The following is a 16,328-nucleotide window of genomic DNA, read 5'->3' as shown; positions in this document are numbered from 1 at the left end:
AGCAATGGAACCGATCCTCGTCACCGGAGCCGCAGGCGGACAACAGGGTTCGACCGGCCGCCTGGTCACCGAAGCCCTGCTCCGCGCGGATCGCCCGGTCCGGGCCTTCGTCCACTCCGACGACGCCCGCGCCGCCGAACTCAAAGACCGTGGCGCGGAGGTGATCCTGGGCGACCTGCGCGAGATCACCACCGTGCTGCCCGCCGTGCGCGGTGTCCGCCGCGCCTACCTCACCTACCCGGTCACCGCCGGAATGCTGGACGCCACAGCGGCTTTCGCGGCCGCCGCACGCCAGGAGCAGCTGACCCGCGTGGTCGCGGTATCCCAGCTCGGCTCCGACCCGCACGCGGGCACCCCGCACATGCGCAGGCACTGGGTGGCCGAACAGGTCCTCGACCGCGCCGAGATCGGCGCGGTGCACCTGCGCGCCGCCGTGTTCTTCGAGAACCTGCGCTTCGCCATCGGCGATTCGGGTGTGCTGGCCCTGCCTCTCGGCTCACCGGATACGGTGCTCCCGCTCATCGCGGCCCAGGACGTCGCGCGGGTGGGCACCGGCCTGCTGCTCGAGGACGGCCCGGTGGAATCGGTGTACTGGCTGTGCGGTGAGGTGCTCACTGCGGGCGAGGCCGCCGCGGCGCTGGGCGTCCGCTACGTCGACACCGATCCGGAGGAGTGGGTGCGCACCGCGCTGCCGCGCTATCGCGACGAGGTGGCCGTGGAGCATCTGTCGCATCTGTGGAAACTGTTCAAGGACATCGGATCCGGCCATCAGCTCTACCAGGTCACCCCGGCGATCGAGCGGTTCGCGGGCCGCCCGCCGCTGGCCCTGCGCGACGTCGCGGCCGGTGGCTAGCCTGCTGTGACTGAGCGAATTCAGTTTCAGTTTTAAGTTCCGCGCAGGGTGAATCTCAGCCGCGGCTCAGGGTCCGGCGGGATCGTGGACGGCGTAATCCCGCCAGCCCCGAACCTGCCGAGTAGAGCGACTAGCCCACAGCCACTCGTCCCGGCGTGGATGGAGATCCCATGCGTGCCCTCACCGTCATTGCGGAGCAGAAAGGTTCAGCCGAGGTTCGCGGCCGCGACGACCACATGTCGGCAGTGCCGCGGTGACCGCCACTGTTCACCGGACGTCACGCGCGCACCGGCCGGTTCCGGTGCGGCGCGTGGTGACCAATGGCGTCGTCACCGACGAACCGCCCTCGCGGCGCATCTGGTTGTGGGCGGGCATCGCGGCCCTCGCGAGCTTCCTGTTCGGCTATTTCAGCGCGGTGGCGGCCGTCGCGCAGCTGTTCATCACCGATGAGCTGCGGTTGGGAACCATCGAGCAGGTCGCCGTGGTCGCGGTGCTGCCGGTGGGGGCCGTGGTCGGCGCGCTCGGCGGCGGCCGCCTCGGCGATCGCGTCGGCCCACGCCGGGCACTGCTGCCCGCCGCGGCGCTGTTCCTCGTCGGCGGTCTCCTCGCCGCGGTCACCCCGGATCTCGGAATACTGCTGGCGGCCTTGCTGATTCAGGGTCTGGGCGCCGGTCTGGGCGCGGTGACCGTACCCCGCTACCTCTCCGAGATCGCACCCGCCGAGCGGCGTCGCGAACTGCTGGTGCTCGGCCAGGTCATGTTCCTGACCGGCCTCGTCAGCGCGTACGTCGCGCACCTGCTCTGCGCTCCGGACAGCGCGTGGCGCTGGATGTTCGGACTGGGCCTGGCGCCCGGCCTGCTGCTGCTGGCCGGACTCGCCGTGGTGCCCGAGTCGCCCGTCTGGCTGGAGGGCCGGGGCCGGCTGCGCGCGGCCCGGCGCGTCCTGGCCCGCGAGTTCGGCGACAGCACCGCCGACATCCATCTGTTCCGCCTGCAGCAGGCCCGCCGCGGCGTCCCGCAATCGATTGCGCCGCAGCGGATTTCCGCCGGGACCACCCGCGCCCTGCTCACCGTCGGCGTGATGCTCGCCGTCGCCGGGGTGCTGTTCACACTGCACTCCCCGGAAGCCTGCCTGATCACCCTCGGTTCGCTGACCGGTCTGGTCTTCGCGCAGTACTGGATGTTCGGTGCGGGCCTGATCCGCGAGCGCGCGAAAGTCCGCCAGGTGTTCAGGCGATATCCGCGATGAACAACCGCAGCTTCCGCCCGGCCACTCGCGCCGCCAGCGGCAGGCTCGGATCGGGCGCAGCCGGGTCGACGATGCGCGGGTTCGTCAGGTGGACTTTTCGAAAGGTGGTGCGCGCGTTACCCGTTCCGGCCGCGAGGATGTTGCGCGCCCAGTCGGTGACGCCATGGCCGAGGACGACCACGAATACTCCCCGGGCCGGGACCACGTTGACGGGGGTCGTGTAATCGGCACCTGATTTGCGGCCCCGGTGCTCGAGCAATGCGAACCCGGGCAGATAGGGGGCCAGTGGGCGGACCAGGGGGTTGAGGTATCGGCTCTGCAGCCGATCCAGTCCGGCGGGGAAGATGTGCGGACCGCGGTCTGTCGTCGCCATGTCGTCACCATTCCGGTAGTCGGGTACGCCTCACGGTAGTGCCTGTCTGGGACGCTGGGAAGCCGAGCTCAGGATTTGGTCAGCGACCCGGCGCCGATGGTGAACGCCGCGCCCGACGCGTGGACGCCGATCATGATGGTGTCCAGGTGGTCTCCGGCGGCGGCGATCGTCCACGAGGTGAGCGTCTCGGTGCCGCCGTCGGAGCGCGGGCAGGTCTGCACGGGCGGATCGAGTTTCGCGGTGTTGCCGCGGGCGAGCAGCGTCCACTGGCAGCCGTCACCGGTGACGGCGGTGATGCGATTGCCGAAATCCGCTGTCACGGTGAGGGTTCCCTGGTGGGTCGGGGCGAATGTCCAGGCTCCGACGAAGGCCGGCGCGGCAGCGGGATCCGATTCTGTGGTGCGGGTGCGGGCGCCCTTCTCCAGGGCGAAGTCCAGATCCCGGTCGGCGCGATGGCTTTTCGCGCTGAAGACCTCGGTCATCCGGTCGCCGGAGACCGTCGCGGTCCAGGCGGTGATGGTGTAGGAGACATGCGAGGTGGGGTTGTTGCACAGCTGGGCCGGGGGATCCAGCCGCAGCGCATCGGGATCGAGGCGGAAGCGCCAGGTGCAGCCGACATCGGTGCGGCCGATGAGGTGGGTGTCCGGTGCGGCCGGATCGCGGGTGACAACGATATCGCCGATCTGCGGGGCCTGCGCCGTACCGGTGGGCAGGTGCAGCACGGCCATATTGGTCATGGCGGCGGGGTCGGGGCGGTCGTAGTTCCATTTGCCGAGATAGTCCTCGGCGGAAGGGATTTCGGGGGTGCCGGGATCGGCGGAACAGGCGGCGGCGGTGAGAACGGCGGCCGCGAGCGGGATGAACCAGCGCGACGGTGAGCGCGATCTCGCGCTCATCGTCGACTTCCTGTCCGGGATCGAGGAATCGTTCGCCGCCGAACTGGAACCCGGGGCCGGTTCGGGCGAGTAGCCGCGCTTCAGCGGGTGGTGAGCGCGTCGAGCGCCTGCCGTGCGCGGGGCGCGTGCAGCGGGGAGAAATGCGGATTGATGGTCAGGGCGTCGGTCAGCGCGGCGGCGGCCCGATCCGTATCACCTAGCGCCGCAAGGATCATGCCGCGATGGTAGGCGAGCGAGGCGCTGCGCCGGCCCAGCGCATTCGCCCGGTCGGCGTACCCGATCGCCTCCGCGTCGCGCCCGGCCCGGTGCAGTGACCAGGCCAGCACATCGGCGGTGAGAACGTTCTGCCTGCGACCGAATTCCAACTGCGCCAGGCGAACCGCCTCGGCGGGGTCACCGTGCTCGGCGGCGAGCAGGGCGGCATCCACATACTCGGTGACGCCCTGCGCCTCGAGCGCGCGGAACCGATCGGTGACCACCGCATAGGCGGCGGCCGCCTCCTCGGTGCGGCCCGCGGACTCCAGCAGTTCGGCCAGCTCGATCAGATATCCGGGCAGCGGGGAATCCTCGGTCACCTCGCGATACAGCTCCACGGCCCGATCGGTGTCACCACGCGCGGCCAGCGCCTTGGCCTGACCCTGCCGCAGTGCGACGTGCGTCGGATCGGCCAGAAGCCCTGCGCGGTAGTGGGTTTCGGCCTCGTCCAGCCGCCCGGTATCGAAGGCCAGCTCACCCAGGTGATACCGGCAGAACGCGATCTGATCCGCGGTGCTCGCCGCGTTCAGCGCCATCTCCAGCGCCGTCCGCGCGTCATCGGTGCGGCCGTGCAACTCGAGGTCGTAGGCCGCGCGGGTGAACGACGCGACGCCGGGCCGCAGATCCAGCATGCGCTGCACGGCGACGGTCGCCGCATCGGCCTCGCCGAGCTGGGTCAGTGCGTCGGCCAGCACCCCGTACGCGTCCGCGCTGCTGGGGCGCAGCGAAACAGCCTGCTCCGCATAGCCTTTCGCAGGACCGAACTCGTGCAGCGCGTTCTTCAGCGCGCCCAGCCCGATCAGGGCGTCAGCGTTCCCTTCGGGCTGCAATTCCAGGGAACGGTCCAGCGCACGCTGTGCCGCACCGTAATTGGCGGGGTCCCCGGTGATCCGCGCCAGCTCCACATACGCTCCGCCGAGCGCCGCCCAGCGCGGCGCATTGCCGGGCATCCGATCGAGTTGCCCGCGCAGCTGCGCGATCTGCGCCGACAGCGCCGCACCGGGATCGGCCGCGACGGCCACCGGCGCGGTGGAGCGGGCGGGCAGCGTCGCGGCGACCCCGATCGCCGCGACGATCAGCCCCACCAGCAGGAGCAGCACCAGCACCGGTGCGCGGTGAACACGGACGAGCAGGCGGGAGGGGCAGTGCGACATGACGAGACCTTCAGTGCTGGAAGGGAGTTCGAGGTGAACGGGAGATCCCGGTGGGCGGGGCCGAAATCCGTTCCCGCCCACCGGGTGACAGCGGACTCAGGGCACCAGGCGACCCGGAGCCGCTGCCCGCCGGCGCATGAACAGCCACACGCCGCCGCCGATCAGCGCCGCCGCGCCGATTCCGCCCGCGGCCACCGGCATCCACGACATCCCGCCGTCCTCGCCGCGCTGCGAGGACGCGGCGGGCGCGACACCGTCGGCGGAGACGCCGCCCTCGGTCATCCCGCGTGACGGCAGCGCCACGTACGGGAACACCTCGGAGAACTTCGCGTCGTTGGAGTCCACCGCGTCACCGGCGGCCAAGGCGTCGACCAGCGTGCCGCTCTGCGCCGCACCCACCATGGCCTGCAACGCGATATCGAGCACGTCGTCGGTCAGACGGCGGCCGTTGGGGAAGCCCTGCAGGTCGCCGGCGAGCACACCGAGGCGTTCGGGCGAGGCCGTCACCGGCACGGACATATTGAGCCGCAACATCTCCGACGGCCGGAAGGTCTCGGCCTTCACATCGGCATTGAGCACCTGCGAGTTGAGGTCGGCCTGAATGGGCGGCCGGCTGCCGTCCAATGTCGGGGCGTTCTTGGCGATTCCGGTGAGGAAGATCTCCACCAGGTCATTGCGCGGACCGGCCGGGGCGGGGATCTTGTAGATTGCCTCCAGCAGCTTGGGCAGCTCCGGATCCGTCACGCGCGCAACCACTTCCGGAATCCCGGCATCGGCGCTGGGGGAGATGCCGTTGAACGCGTCCTTCAGCCCGGCGGGCACCACGACCTCGTTCACCAGCGGATTACCCAGCCGTGACACCTGCACCGGCTCCCCGACCGGTTTGGCCGCACCGGGACTGAGCTGCAGCGACTTTCGTTCGGTATCGCTCCACACGCCGATCACCGGATTGCGCGTCGCGTCGTTCTTCAGCGCCAGATCCTTCTTGGGCACCTGCAGCACAACGGTATTCACATTGAATCCGGCGAGCGTATCGGTGCCGACCTCGGACAGGTCGCCGCCGTAGAGCAGATCGAACACCCGCAGATCGAGGTAGAACGGATCCTCCGCCCCGCCCACGTACACGGTGCCGCCGCCCGCCAGCTGCTCGGTGGCCTGCGTGCGCAGCGCGTTGTAGTCGGGCATGGACGCCGGCCCCACGTAGGACGGCGCGGCCTGCCCGGTCCCGATAGGCCGCCAGTCGCCGACGCCGTGGCTCACCGACACCGTGTAGTTCTGCCGGAACAGCAGGTTCTCATCGGTGAGGCTGGTGACCGGGCCGTTGTTGTACAGGAACGTGCTGCCGTCGCGGCGGTCGTCGGTGGCGAAGGTGATCCGGTAGCTGACATCCGGCTTGCCGTTGCCGTCGTTGTCGATATTGATGTCGTAGTTGGCGTCGGCGGCCCACGGGTAGAAGTTGGGTCCGCCGTAGGCCGCCTGGACCCCGTACCAGTTGCTGATGATCGTCACCGTCTCCGGATTGTCGGGGCTGACGAACGCGTACACATCGGTGTTGTCCACCGCCGGATCCCCGGCGATCAACGGGGCCTCCCGATGACTGGAGGCGTGGGCGGCAGGTAGCGCGAGACCGCCCACCGTGCCGCCTGTGACGAGAACGCCGACGGCCGCGAGAGCCCCGGCGGCGCGGCGGCGAACACCGCGCTGAGGTGATCGGAACAAGATCTCTTCCTTCGGATGTGGTGGGTGGCATTACGCCGGAACACGTCCACATCGTCGGCCCGGCACCGGCCCGCTCACATCGGTCGATCGACCTATCCCGCGTGCGTGGCCGTGATTGAGGCCGGACCGGCCGGGTACCCGCGCCACGAGAGCGGCGGGACACCCAGGCGAGGAGACGACCATGACGACCACGGTGGGCGACTATGTACTGCGGCGGCTACGGGAATGGGGTGTCACCAGGGTTTTCGGGTATCCGGGCGACGGGATCAACGGTCTCGTCGCGGCCTTCGGGAAGGCCGACAATCGACCGGCCTTCGTGCAGGCCCGGCATGAGGAGATGGCGGCCCTGGAAGCCGTCGGATACGCGAAATTCGATGGCGGTGTCGGGGTATGCATGGCGACTTCCGGACCGGGCGCCATTCATTTGCTGAACGGTCTGTACGACGCGAAACTCGATCATGTCCCCGTGGTGGCAATTGTCGGGCAAACAGCGCGCAGCGCCATGGGCGGCAGCTATCAGCAGGAGATCGACCTGCAGAGTCTGCTCAAGGACGTGGCGAGCGAGTACCTGGTGGAAGTGAATGTGGCAGAGCAGTTGCCGAATGCACTCGACCGCGCCATCCGCACCGCCCAGGCCCGCCGCGCTCCGACCGCGCTGATCATTCCCTCCGATCTGCAGGAGGAGCACTATCAGCCGCCCGAACACGAATTCCGGCAGGTGCCCTCGAGTGCGCCCGCCGCACTGAACCCCACCGTCGTGCCCGCGCGCGAGGACGTCGAACGCGCCGCCGACCTGCTGAACGCCGGTACGCGCGTGGCGATTCTGGTCGGGCAGGGCGCGCGCGCCGCCGCCGTCGAAGTCGCCGAGATCGCCGAAATCACCGGCGGGGGAGTGGCGAAGGCGCTGCTCGGCAAGGATGTGCTCACCGACGCACTGCCTTTCGTGACCGGCTCCATCGGCCTGCTCGGCACCCGGCCCAGCTACGAACTCATGCGCGACTGTGACACCCTGCTCATCGTCGGCTCGAATTTCCCCTACTCCCAATTCCTTCCGGAATTCGGCAAGGCCCGCGCCGTGCAGATCGACCTGGACCCCACCATGATCGGCATGCGCTATCCCACCGAGGTGAATCTGGTCGGCGATGCGAAAACCACTCTGCGCGAACTGATTCCGCTGCTGAAGTACCAGCAGGACCGGTCCTGGCGGGAGACCGTGGAGGAGAACGTGACGCGCTGGTGGTCCACCATCGACCGCCAGGCCGCGCTCGGCGCGCGTCCGGTCAACCCCATGCGCGTGGTGACCGAACTGTCCCGGGTCATTCCCGGCGATGCCATCGTCACCGCGGATTCCGGGTCCTCCACCACCTGGTACGCCCGCTGCCTGCGATTCCGCGGCAGTATGCGCGGTTCGCTGTCGGGCACCCTGGCGACCATGGGCTGCGGCGTCCCGTACGCCATCGGAGCCAAGTTCGCGCATCCGGACCGCCCGGTCATCGCCCTCGTCGGTGACGGTGCGATGCAGATGAACGGTCTCGCCGAACTGATCACCATCAACCGCTACCGCGCCGAATGGCTGGACCAGCGCCTGGTGGTGTGCGTCTTCCACAACAACGACCTCAACCAGGTCACCTGGGAGCTGCGCGCCATGGGTGGCGCGCCGAAATTCGAAGAGTCCCAAATACTTCCGGACACCTCCTATGCCGATCTCGCCCGCGCGCTCGGCATGACGGCCATCGCCGTGGATCATCCCGATCAGCTGGCCGGGGCGTGGGATCAGGCGTTGAACGCCGGGCAGCCCGTCCTTCTCGACGTGCACTGCGATCCGGAGGTCCCGCCCATTCCGCCGCACGCCACCTGGGAGCAGTTGGAGAACACCGTCGCGGCTGTGCTGCGCGGGGATCCGAACGGCTGGCATCTGGTGAAACAGGGTGTGAAAACCAAAGCGCAGGAACTCTTTTCCTGAGAAGGCGCTGAGCGTTTCCGAGGCCGGTCGGCCCGTTGGCAGTCCGGGCCGACCAGCGGTTTTCCAGCGACATGGATGACCTGTGTCACAAAAAGGGCGTACTAGTGACTTCTGCTATTTATACGCGTTCTTAGCTACTATTCAGTAACTATTTCCTGGACACTTGACTCAGAGAGCTTGAAAAGCTCCGGCTTCAAACCCCGATTCCGCTCCCGGAAACCGGAAGCGCCCTCGCAAGAAAGCTAAGAAGCAGCCATGAAGTTCAGGAAAGCTGCCGCGACGTCGGCTCTGGTCATCGCGGCCCTCGGTGTTACCGCCGGAACTGTTCACGCCGACCCGGCCCCCGCGCCGGCTCCGGTCCTGCCCTCGCTGATCGACGGCATCAACCAGGGCATCGGCCGGGTGCAGCAGGGCGCCGCCCAGCTGCTTCCGTCCATCCACTGGAACGTCAAGGTGGAGAACGACTCCGTCGTCGTCGACACCGACGCCGGTGCGCTGACCGCGGATGGTGGCCAGTTCCAGGTCCGCGACAATCTGGGCAATGTGGTCGTGGGCTTCCCGCTCAGCTACACCCTCGATGACCTCGAGTACCCGATTCAGGCCAGCATTCAGGGCCTGCGCGCGGTGCTGACGCCGAGCAAGAACATCGCCGACGCTCGCCCGTCCGGCCTGCTCCACAATGTGACCAAGCAGGATGCCTTCGACGACGCGGTGTCCGCCGCAGCCACGCAGTTCGGCATCATCACCGCCATCGGCACCCTGGTCGGCACCATTGTCGGCGGTGCGGCCGGCTGCACGCTCGGCTTCATCGGCGGTGCGGTCATCGGTCTGCCGATTCTGGATCTGGGTGGCGCGACCGGTATCGCGGGCTGCCTCGCGGGCGCTGCCATCGGTATCCCGCTCGGCGCTGCCGCCGGTCTGGTCCTGACGGGCGTGCCCGCCGCGATCATCGTCGGCATCGGTTTCTTCAACCGCATCAACGCCCCCGAGAACCAGTAGTTCCGTTCTCGCACAAGGCCCGTCGCATCGCTCGAGATGCGGCGGGCCGTGTTGTGTATTAAGTATTGCTATGAACTGATGGTTTGCGTTCGAGCTGTTTTCTGGACCCTCACGACCGAGAACGTAACGAAAACATGCTCTAAGACTCATAACGGCTATGATTCAGCAACATCACGGAAACATAACAGCTGGAGTCTTGTCCCCGGGTGCTCGATGAGGACCTGCGCAATCCCGCAAGGGCGCGCACCCGCTGACGAAAGCGACGAGAAGTAATGCAGATCAAGAAGTTCGCCGCCACTTCGGCACTGGTCATCGCGGCACTGGGCATTGCCACCGGCACCTCGAACGCCGCGCCGGTGATCCCCTCCGTGCTCGACGGCGTCGATCAGGGCATCGGCTCGGTCCTGCCGTCCATCGGCTGGAACACCAAGCTCGAGGGCGATTCCATCGTGCTGGAGACCACCGCCGGCTCGATGAACGCCGACAACGGCCAGTTCCAGGTTCGCGACAACCAGGGCAATCTGGTCACCCAGTTCCCGCTGTCGTACACCATCGGCGACCTCGAGTACCCGGTCAACGCCGCCGTCGACGGCCTGCGCGCGGTCATCACGCCGAGCAAGAACATCGCCGACGCCCGCCCGACCGGTCTGCTGAAGAACGTCGCCAACCAGGAGGCGTTCGACGACGCCGTATCCGCCGCGGCCACCCAGTTCGGCATCATCACCTCGATCGGCACCCTCATCGGCACCATCGTCGGCGGCGGCCTCGGCTGCGCGGTCGGCGCGGCCGGCGGTGTCATCCTCGGTGTGGCCGTGCTGTCGGCTCCCGGCGGCATCGCGGGCTGCCTCGTGGGCGCGGGCATCGGCATCCCGCTGGGCGCCGCCGCGGGCCTGGTGCTGACCGGTATCCCGGCCGCCATCGTGGTCGGCATCGGCTTCGCCAACCGCATCAACGACCCGGCGAACCAGTAACGCTGTAGCACAAACGAATCGGGCCGGGTCGCGGAAAGCGACCCGGCCCGATGTCGTACGTCTGCGACGTCAGCGCGGCTTACGCGACACGATCGAATCGCGGATCAGAATGCCCGCCAGACCGGCGGCGAACACCACCAGGAAGATGTAGCCGACATTGCCCGAACCCGAGGAACTGCCCTGCTGATTCTCGAACAGCATGGCCAGCAGGATGACAACGACAGCCCAGCCGGCGATGCGGAAGGTCCGGCGCGACTCGCCGCTCCAACCCCAGGCGGCGGACGGAACCTCGGCGGTGTCGACCTTGGTGACGACCTCAGCGCTGTGGGCGTGTTCCAGTTCCGTGGCGGCCACTTTCGCTCCTTATGGACTCGAATCGAATTCTGGCCAATATGGTGGCATACGACCGTCCGTCGTAGCCAGCAGGGTCGCCGTGGGGCGGCATGTCACCGTCGAACTCGGGGCAGGGGAGAATAGGCGCGTGTCCGACATCGTGAGAGTTCTGCTGCTGGGCAGCACCGGTTCCATTGGCACCCAGGCGCTGGAGGTGATCGCCGCCAACCCCGATCGCTTCGAGGTGGTGGGTTTGGCTGCGCGGGGTGGCAATACCGAACTGCTGGCACAGCAGATCGCGGCCACCGGCACCCGGAACGTGGCCATCGCCGACGAAGCGGCGGCGGCGAAACTCGGTGTGGCGCTGGCGGGTCCGGACGCGGCCACCGAACTCGTGCGGCGCACCGAGGCGGATGTGGTGCTCAACGCGCTGGTCGGGTCACTGGGCTTGGAGCCCACCCTCGCCACCCTGGAATCCGGGCGGCGACTGGCGCTGGCCAACAAGGAATCTCTGGTCGCGGGCGGCTCCCTGGTGACCCGCGCGGCCGCACCCGGGCAGATCGTGCCGGTGGACTCCGAACATTCGGCGCTGGCGCAGTGCCTGCGCGGCGGGCGCGCCGACGAGGTGGACCGGCTCGTCCTGACCGCCTCGGGCGGGCCGTTCCGCGGCTGGACCGCCGAGATGCTGGAATCGGTGAATCCCGAAGAGGCCAAAGCGCATCCGACCTGGTCCATGGGTCTGATGAACACGCTCAACTCGGCCAGCCTGGTGAACAAGGGACTGGAACTCATCGAGACGCATCTGCTGTTCGGTGTGCCCTACGACCGCATCGATGTGACCGTGCACCCGCAGTCCATCGTGCACTCGATGGTGACATTCACCGACGGCTCCACGCTCGCGCAGGCCAGCCCGCCCGATATGAAACTGCCCATCGCGCTGGCCCTCGGCTGGCCCGATCGCGTGCCCGGCGCGGCCGCGGCGTGTGACTTCTCCACCGCCTCCACCTGGACCTTCGAACCCGTCGACGACGAGGTGTTCCCGGCCGTGCGGCTGGCGCGGCAGGCCGGTGAGGCGGGCGGATCGGTCACCGCGGTCTACAACGCCGCCAATGAGATCGCCGTGCAGGCGTTCCTCGACGGCCTCATCCGGTTCCCCGACATCGTGCGCACGGTGGCCCGCGTCGTGGAGTCCGCCGACCGCTGGACCGCCGAACCCGGTAGCTTGGACGAGGTGCTCGCGGCCGATGCGTGGGCGCGTGACCGTGCCCGCACAATCGTGCGCAGTTGAAGTAGGAGGGGTCGAACCGCATGGCATTCGTGGTCGGGTTCGTACTGTTTGCCGTGTGCATCACCCTGTCGGTGGCGCTGCACGAATGCGGTCACATGTGGGCGGCGCAGGCCACGGGCATGAAGGTGCGCCGCTACTTCATCGGCTTCGGCCCCACCATCTTCTCCTTCCGGCGCGGTGAGACCGAATACGGTCTGAAAGCCTTGCCGCTGGGCGGTTTCTGCGATATCGCCGGCATGACCGCCCTCGACGAGATCGCCCCCGAAGACCTCGACCGCGCCATGTACCGCCAGGCCACCTGGAAGCGCCTGCTGGTCATGTTCGGCGGCATCCTGATGAACTTCATCCTCGGCTTCATCCTCATCGTGGTGCTGGCCGTCGGCTGGGGCCTGCCGAGCCTGGACCAGCCCCCCGCCACCGCGATCGGCGCCCCGGCCTGTGTGCAGGAGTACGACCGCGACGGCAACCCGATCAACGGCCTGTGCACCGGCGCGGGCCCGGCCGAGCAGGCGGGCCTGCAGCGCGGCGACGTCGTCACCAAGGTCGACGGCGTTCCCGTCGACACCTGGCAGCAGTTCGTCATCGAAACCCGTAAGCAGGACGGCCCCTTCGTCTACACCTTCGTCCGCGACGGCAAGACCATGACCGCCACCGTCACCCCGCAGACCGTCACCCGCTACCCCAAGGACGGCGGCCCCGGCGAAAAGGTCAGCGCGGTCGGCGTAGGCCCCGACTTCTACGAGCCCGTCCAATACGGCGTCCTCGCCGCCATCCCCGCCTCGGTCTCCTTCACCGGTGAGGTCTTCAGCCACACCGTCCAGTCCCTGATGAAGATGCCCGAGAAGATCCCCGCCCTCTGGAACGCGATCACCGGCGGCGAACGCGACCCCGAAACCCCCGTCTCCGTCTACGGCGCCAGCCGAATCGGCGGCGAAAGCGTCGAAATCGGCCAGTGGCAGATCTTCGTCATGCTCCTGGCCAGCCTCAACATCTTCCTCGGCATGTTCAACCTGCTCCCCCTGCTGCCCCTGGACGGCGGCCACATCGCAGTGGTCATCTACGAAAAAATCCGCAACACCCTCCGCGCCCGCCGCGGCGAAGCCCCCGGCCTTCCCGTCAACTACATGAAGCTCCTACCGGTGACCTACGTGGTCATCGTCATCGGCGGCGCCTACATGCTCCTCACCCTCTCCGCCGACATCCTCAACCCCATCACGCTCAAGTAGGCGGCGCCGGTAGAGGTTTCACGCTTCGGCGGCGATCTCGCGTTGCAATCGCCTGCACAGGTGGTCGGCTTGCCGGGTGGTTTCCGGGAGGCGGTAGTGGGTGGTGGCGGCCAGAACCTGGGTGCAGGCGGTGTCCAGGTCGATGTTGTGGCCCACCGAGACGAAGACGGGTTTGACGTCGGTTCGGGTGCGCAGGGCGCGGCCCACGGGTTCGTGGTCGATGGTGATCGTCGAGTATGCGCCGCGTTCGCCGCCGGGGTCGGCGTAGTCGCCCCAGACGTTCTTGGCTACGCCGATGGTGGGGAGGCCGGTGAGCAGGCCGAGGTGGCAGGCGAAGCCGAAGCGGCGGGGGTGGGCCAGGCCCTGGCTGTCGCAGATGAGGAGATCCGGTGTGACGGTGAGCTTTTCGAGGGCGCGCAGGGTTGTCGGAAGTTCCCGGAAGGCGAGCAGGCCGGGGACGTAGGGGAAGTCGGTGGTGCCGCGCGCGGTGACGGTGTCGATCGGCTCCAGGGTTGCCGCGTCCAGGACTACGATGGCGGCGACCACATTGCCGTGGTCGTCGTAGGCGGAGTCAAGGCCCGCAACGGTACGGAACCGGGGCGGGCGCGGGTTTTCGGCGATCACGCGGGTGCGCAGGCGATCCTGCAGTGCCGTGGCCTCCTCGGGTGTGCGGGGCCACGGATCGATGTTTGCTACCTTCACAATTCGCGTTTGTACACCTTTGTGCCGTTTGCGACGAATACCTAGTGCAAGGCCCCTGCCGATTCCGGGTGCGGTGATCAGGACCGGTACCGTTGTCGCCGCCGTCACAGGGCGACCGGTATCCGGGCGTCACTAGACTCGGGACCGGAAGGGTGAGGACATGACGAAAGTAGGCAACCGATCGTGAGCAGTGCCATCGCATTGGGGATGCCGTCCGCGCCGGCGGCCGTCCTCGCGCCGCGGCGCAAGACGCGCCAGTTGATGGTGGGCAATGTCGGGGTGGGCAGCGATTACCCGGTGTCCGTGCAGTCCATGACCACGACCAAGACCCACGATGTTAATGCGACGCTGCAGCAGATCGCGGAACTCACCGCGTCCGGCTGTGACATCGTGCGAGTGGCCTGCCCGCGCCAGGAGGACGCGGACGCGCTGCCGATCATCGCCAAGAAGTCCGGCATCCCCGTGATCGCCGACATCCACTTCCAGCCCCGCTACATCTTCGCCGCCATCGACGCCGGATGCGCCGCGGTGCGCGTGAACCCGGGCAACATCAAGGAATTCGACGGCCGCGTCAAGGAGGTCGCCAAGGCGGCCGGCGCCGCGGGCATCCCGATCCGCATCGGCGTCAACGCGGGCTCGCTCGACAAGCGCATGATGCAGAAGTACGGCAAGGCCACCCCCGAGGCCCTGGTGGAGTCGGCCCTGTGGGAGGCGAGCCTGTTCGAGGAGCACGGCTTCGGCGACATCAAGATCTCGGTCAAGCACAACGACCCGGTGATCATGGTGGAGGCGTACCGTCAGCTCGCCGCGCAGTGCGACTACCCGCTGCACCTGGGCGTCACCGAGGCCGGTCCCGCCTTCCAGGGCACCATCAAGTCGGCCACCGCGTTCGGCGCGCTGCTGTCCCAGGGCATCGGCGACACCATCCGCGTCTCGCTGTCCGCGCCTCCGGCCGAGGAGGTGAAGGTCGGCGGGCAGATCCTGCAGTCGCTGAACCTGCGCCCCCGCAAGCTCGAGATCGTGTCCTGCCCGTCCTGCGGTCGTGCGCAGGTCGATGTCTACACCCTGGCCAACGAGGTCACCGCCGGTCTCGAGGGTATGGAGGTGCCGCTGCGCGTGGCCGTCATGGGTTGCGTCGTCAACGGTCCCGGCGAGGCCCGCGAGGCCGATCTGGGCGTGGCCTCCGGCAACGGCAAGGGGCAGATCTTCGTCAAGGGCGAGGTCATCAAGACGGTCCCCGAGCATCTCATCGTGGAGACCTTGATCGAGGAGGCCATGCGTCTGGCCGAGGAGATGGGCGAGGACGCGGGCACCGGCGCGCCGGTTGTCACCGCTGGCTGAGCCTTCGACCGCGCGCGTGAAAGCCCAGGTGGGCGGGCGCGCGCGGTCAATACTGCGGCACGTTGCCGGAAGTTCTGGCAGGCTGTGAACGTGCGGAGTGTGCTGGAACCGACTCGGCGGGCCAAGGCGTCGTCCGGTGCGCGTCAGCTGGCGAACCGCGATCTGACCCAGGTTTTGCGCGTTCTCGACGCTGATCCGGTGGCGACCTGTATGGTTGCCGCGCGTTTGCAAGAGTTCGGTCTGGATACCCGAGGCGCGTACGGCGAACTGTGGAGTCGCGGCGGTCCGGGCGAATCCCTGTGCTTCTCCGGCGCGAATCTCGTTCCGCTGCGCGGCACGCGCGAGGATATGCGCGCCTTCGCCGAGCGCGCGATCCGCGGCCCGCGCATCTGCTCCTCGGTGGTGGGCCGCCGCGAACTCGCGCTGCCGCTGTGGGAGCTGCTCGCCGAGCAGTGGGGTCCCGCCCGCGAACTGCGCGACGACCAGCCGCTGCTGGCGCTCGAGCATCCCGCCGCCATCACCCCTGATCAGAAGGTCCGCCGCGTGCGCCCGGAGGAGCTGGAACGCTATCTGGTCGCCGCGGTCGCCATGTTCACCGAGGAGATCGGCATCGACCCGCGCGCGGGCGACGGTGGCCGCGGCTACCGCCGCCGCGTGCAGACCCTCATCGAATCCGGCCGCGCCTGGGCCAGATTCGAGGACGGCGAGGTGGTCTTCAAGGCCGAGGTGGGCGCGCTGTCCCGTCGCACCGGTCAGATCCAGGGCGTCTGGGTGCATCCGGACTACCGCGGAAAGGGTTTCGGCACCTCCGGCACCGCCGCGGTCGCGAATGTCGTGGTCGCCTCCGGCCGCACCGCCAGCCTGTACGTGAACTGCTACAACGAGGTGGCCCGGCGCGCCTACGCCAGCGTCGGCTTCCGGCAGGTCGCGACATTCGCAACAGTGCTGCTGGACTGATTCCGGCGCCTGCCCGATTTGTGAGTTAGGCGCGAAATCCGTTCTCCTA

15 protein-coding genes are annotated in these 16,328 nt (G+C 68.2%); 9 read left to right on the top strand and 6 right to left on the bottom strand.

Annotated features, from left to right (window positions below; genetic code table 11):
- Nucleotides 1-4: 4 nt before the first annotated feature.
- Nucleotides 5-853, top strand: a complete 849-nt coding sequence (locus tag JK358_RS40180) for an NAD(P)H-binding protein (RefSeq protein WP_201954935.1) — start codon at nt 5-7, stop codon at nt 851-853.
- A 253-nt stretch (nt 854-1,106) separates the two neighbouring features.
- Entirely contained in the window at nt 1,107-2,102 is a 996-nt protein-coding gene (locus tag JK358_RS32075; RefSeq protein WP_201954934.1) for an MFS transporter, read from the top strand.
- Here JK358_RS32075 and JK358_RS32070 read toward each other — a convergent pair.
- From JK358_RS32070 to JK358_RS32055, 4 genes are all read right to left on the bottom strand, one after another.
- Nucleotides 2,083-2,475: a nitroreductase family deazaflavin-dependent oxidoreductase gene (locus tag JK358_RS32070; RefSeq protein WP_201954933.1), complete on the bottom strand. Its 393-nt coding sequence runs from the start codon at nt 2,473-2,475 to the stop codon at nt 2,083-2,085. The genes JK358_RS32075 and JK358_RS32070 overlap by 20 nt on opposite strands.
- A 68-nt stretch (nt 2,476-2,543) precedes the next feature.
- Nucleotides 2,544-3,371 carry a hypothetical protein gene (locus tag JK358_RS32065; protein WP_201954932.1) on the bottom strand — a complete coding sequence of 276 codons (828 nt, stop codon included), beginning with the start codon at nt 3,369-3,371 and terminating at the stop codon, nt 2,544-2,546.
- A gap of 80 nt (nt 3,372-3,451) precedes the next feature.
- Entirely contained in the window at nt 3,452-4,780 is a 1,329-nt protein-coding gene (locus tag JK358_RS32060) for a tetratricopeptide repeat protein (protein WP_201954931.1), read from the bottom strand.
- A gap of 96 nt (nt 4,781-4,876) precedes the next feature.
- Nucleotides 4,877-6,499 (bottom strand): DUF4331 domain-containing protein, encoded by a 1,623-nt coding sequence (locus JK358_RS32055; protein WP_201954930.1) that lies wholly within the window; start codon nt 6,497-6,499, stop codon nt 4,877-4,879.
- A 181-nt stretch (nt 6,500-6,680) separates the two neighbouring features.
- Here JK358_RS32055 and JK358_RS32050 point away from each other — a divergent pair, with 181 nt between their 5' ends.
- The 3 genes from JK358_RS32050 (at nt 6,681) to JK358_RS32040 (ending at nt 10,432) form a co-directional block, all read left to right on the top strand.
- A complete protein-coding gene (locus tag JK358_RS32050; RefSeq protein WP_201954929.1) occupies nt 6,681-8,462 on the top strand; it encodes a thiamine pyrophosphate-requiring protein in 1,782 nt (593 codons plus the stop codon).
- A gap of 255 nt (nt 8,463-8,717) precedes the next feature.
- Nucleotides 8,718-9,461 (top strand): DUF8020 domain-containing protein, encoded by a 744-nt coding sequence (locus JK358_RS32045; protein ID WP_201954928.1) that lies wholly within the window; start codon nt 8,718-8,720, stop codon nt 9,459-9,461.
- A 272-nt stretch (nt 9,462-9,733) separates the two neighbouring features.
- Nucleotides 9,734-10,432, top strand: coding sequence for a DUF8020 domain-containing protein (locus tag JK358_RS32040; RefSeq protein ID WP_201954927.1), 699 nt, complete (start codon nt 9,734-9,736; stop codon nt 10,430-10,432).
- A 69-nt stretch (nt 10,433-10,501) separates the two neighbouring features.
- On the opposite strand, the gene JK358_RS32035 is transcribed toward JK358_RS32040, so the two are convergent.
- Nucleotides 10,502-10,786 carry a DUF2631 domain-containing protein gene (locus tag JK358_RS32035; protein WP_201954926.1) on the bottom strand — a complete coding sequence of 95 codons (285 nt, stop codon included), beginning with the start codon at nt 10,784-10,786 and terminating at the stop codon, nt 10,502-10,504.
- A 127-nt stretch (nt 10,787-10,913) separates the two neighbouring features.
- Here JK358_RS32035 and dxr point away from each other — a divergent pair, with 127 nt between their 5' ends.
- Both dxr and JK358_RS32025 read left to right on the top strand, forming a co-directional pair.
- A complete protein-coding gene (gene dxr, locus JK358_RS32030; protein ID WP_201954925.1) occupies nt 10,914-12,053 on the top strand; it encodes a 1-deoxy-D-xylulose-5-phosphate reductoisomerase in 1,140 nt (379 codons plus the stop codon).
- 20 nt (nt 12,054-12,073) lie between these two features.
- The gene (locus JK358_RS32025; RefSeq protein WP_201954924.1) at nt 12,074-13,279 is read left to right on the top strand and encodes a M50 family metallopeptidase; all 1,206 of its coding nucleotides are present in this window, start codon (nt 12,074-12,076) and stop codon (nt 13,277-13,279) included.
- Nucleotides 13,280-13,297: 18 nt separating this feature from the next.
- Here JK358_RS32025 and JK358_RS32020 read toward each other — a convergent pair whose 3' ends face one another.
- Nucleotides 13,298-13,981, bottom strand: a complete 684-nt coding sequence (locus JK358_RS32020) for an endonuclease V (RefSeq protein ID WP_201954923.1) — start codon at nt 13,979-13,981, stop codon at nt 13,298-13,300.
- 207 nt (nt 13,982-14,188) lie between these two features.
- On the opposite strand from JK358_RS32020, the gene ispG reads away from it, so the two are divergent.
- Both ispG and JK358_RS32010 read left to right on the top strand, forming a co-directional pair.
- Nucleotides 14,189-15,322 carry a flavodoxin-dependent (E)-4-hydroxy-3-methylbut-2-enyl-diphosphate synthase gene (gene ispG, locus JK358_RS32015; protein WP_232852294.1) on the top strand — a complete coding sequence of 378 codons (1,134 nt, stop codon included), beginning with the start codon at nt 14,189-14,191 and terminating at the stop codon, nt 15,320-15,322.
- Nucleotides 15,323-15,412: 90 nt separating this feature from the next.
- Nucleotides 15,413-16,279 (top strand): GNAT family N-acetyltransferase, encoded by an 867-nt coding sequence (locus JK358_RS32010; RefSeq protein ID WP_201954921.1) that lies wholly within the window; start codon nt 15,413-15,415, stop codon nt 16,277-16,279.
- Nucleotides 16,280-16,328: the final 49 nt, after the last annotated feature.

The sequence above is a fragment of the Nocardia acididurans genome (assembly GCF_016741815.1).
In the GTDB taxonomy this organism is placed as follows: domain Bacteria; phylum Actinomycetota; class Actinomycetes; order Mycobacteriales; family Mycobacteriaceae; genus Nocardia; species Nocardia acididurans.
Note: the sequence above shows the minus strand (reverse complement) of the source record. Positions and strands in the feature narration are given on the sequence as shown.

What these genes read in the sequence shown, in the direction of transcription:
- JK358_RS40180 (WP_201954935.1), top strand. Translation starts at nt 5, where the DNA reads ATGGAACCGATCCTCGTCACCGGAGCCGCAGGCGGACAACAGGGTTCG.
- JK358_RS32070 (WP_201954933.1), bottom strand. Translation starts at nt 2,475, where the DNA reads ATGGCGACGACAGACCGCGGTCCGCACATCTTCCCCGCCGGACTGGAT.
- ispG (WP_232852294.1), top strand. Translation starts at nt 14,189, where the DNA reads ATGCCGTCCGCGCCGGCGGCCGTCCTCGCGCCGCGGCGCAAGACGCGC.
- JK358_RS32050 (WP_201954929.1), top strand. Translation starts at nt 6,681, where the DNA reads ATGACGACCACGGTGGGCGACTATGTACTGCGGCGGCTACGGGAATGG.
- JK358_RS32040 (WP_201954927.1), top strand. Translation starts at nt 9,734, where the DNA reads ATGCAGATCAAGAAGTTCGCCGCCACTTCGGCACTGGTCATCGCGGCA.
- JK358_RS32025 (WP_201954924.1), top strand. Translation starts at nt 12,074, where the DNA reads ATGGCATTCGTGGTCGGGTTCGTACTGTTTGCCGTGTGCATCACCCTG.
- JK358_RS32045 (WP_201954928.1), top strand. Translation starts at nt 8,718, where the DNA reads ATGAAGTTCAGGAAAGCTGCCGCGACGTCGGCTCTGGTCATCGCGGCC.
- JK358_RS32065 (WP_201954932.1), bottom strand. Translation starts at nt 3,371, where the DNA reads ATGAGCGCGAGATCGCGCTCACCGTCGCGCTGGTTCATCCCGCTCGCG.
- JK358_RS32060 (WP_201954931.1), bottom strand. Translation starts at nt 4,780, where the DNA reads ATGTCGCACTGCCCCTCCCGCCTGCTCGTCCGTGTTCACCGCGCACCG.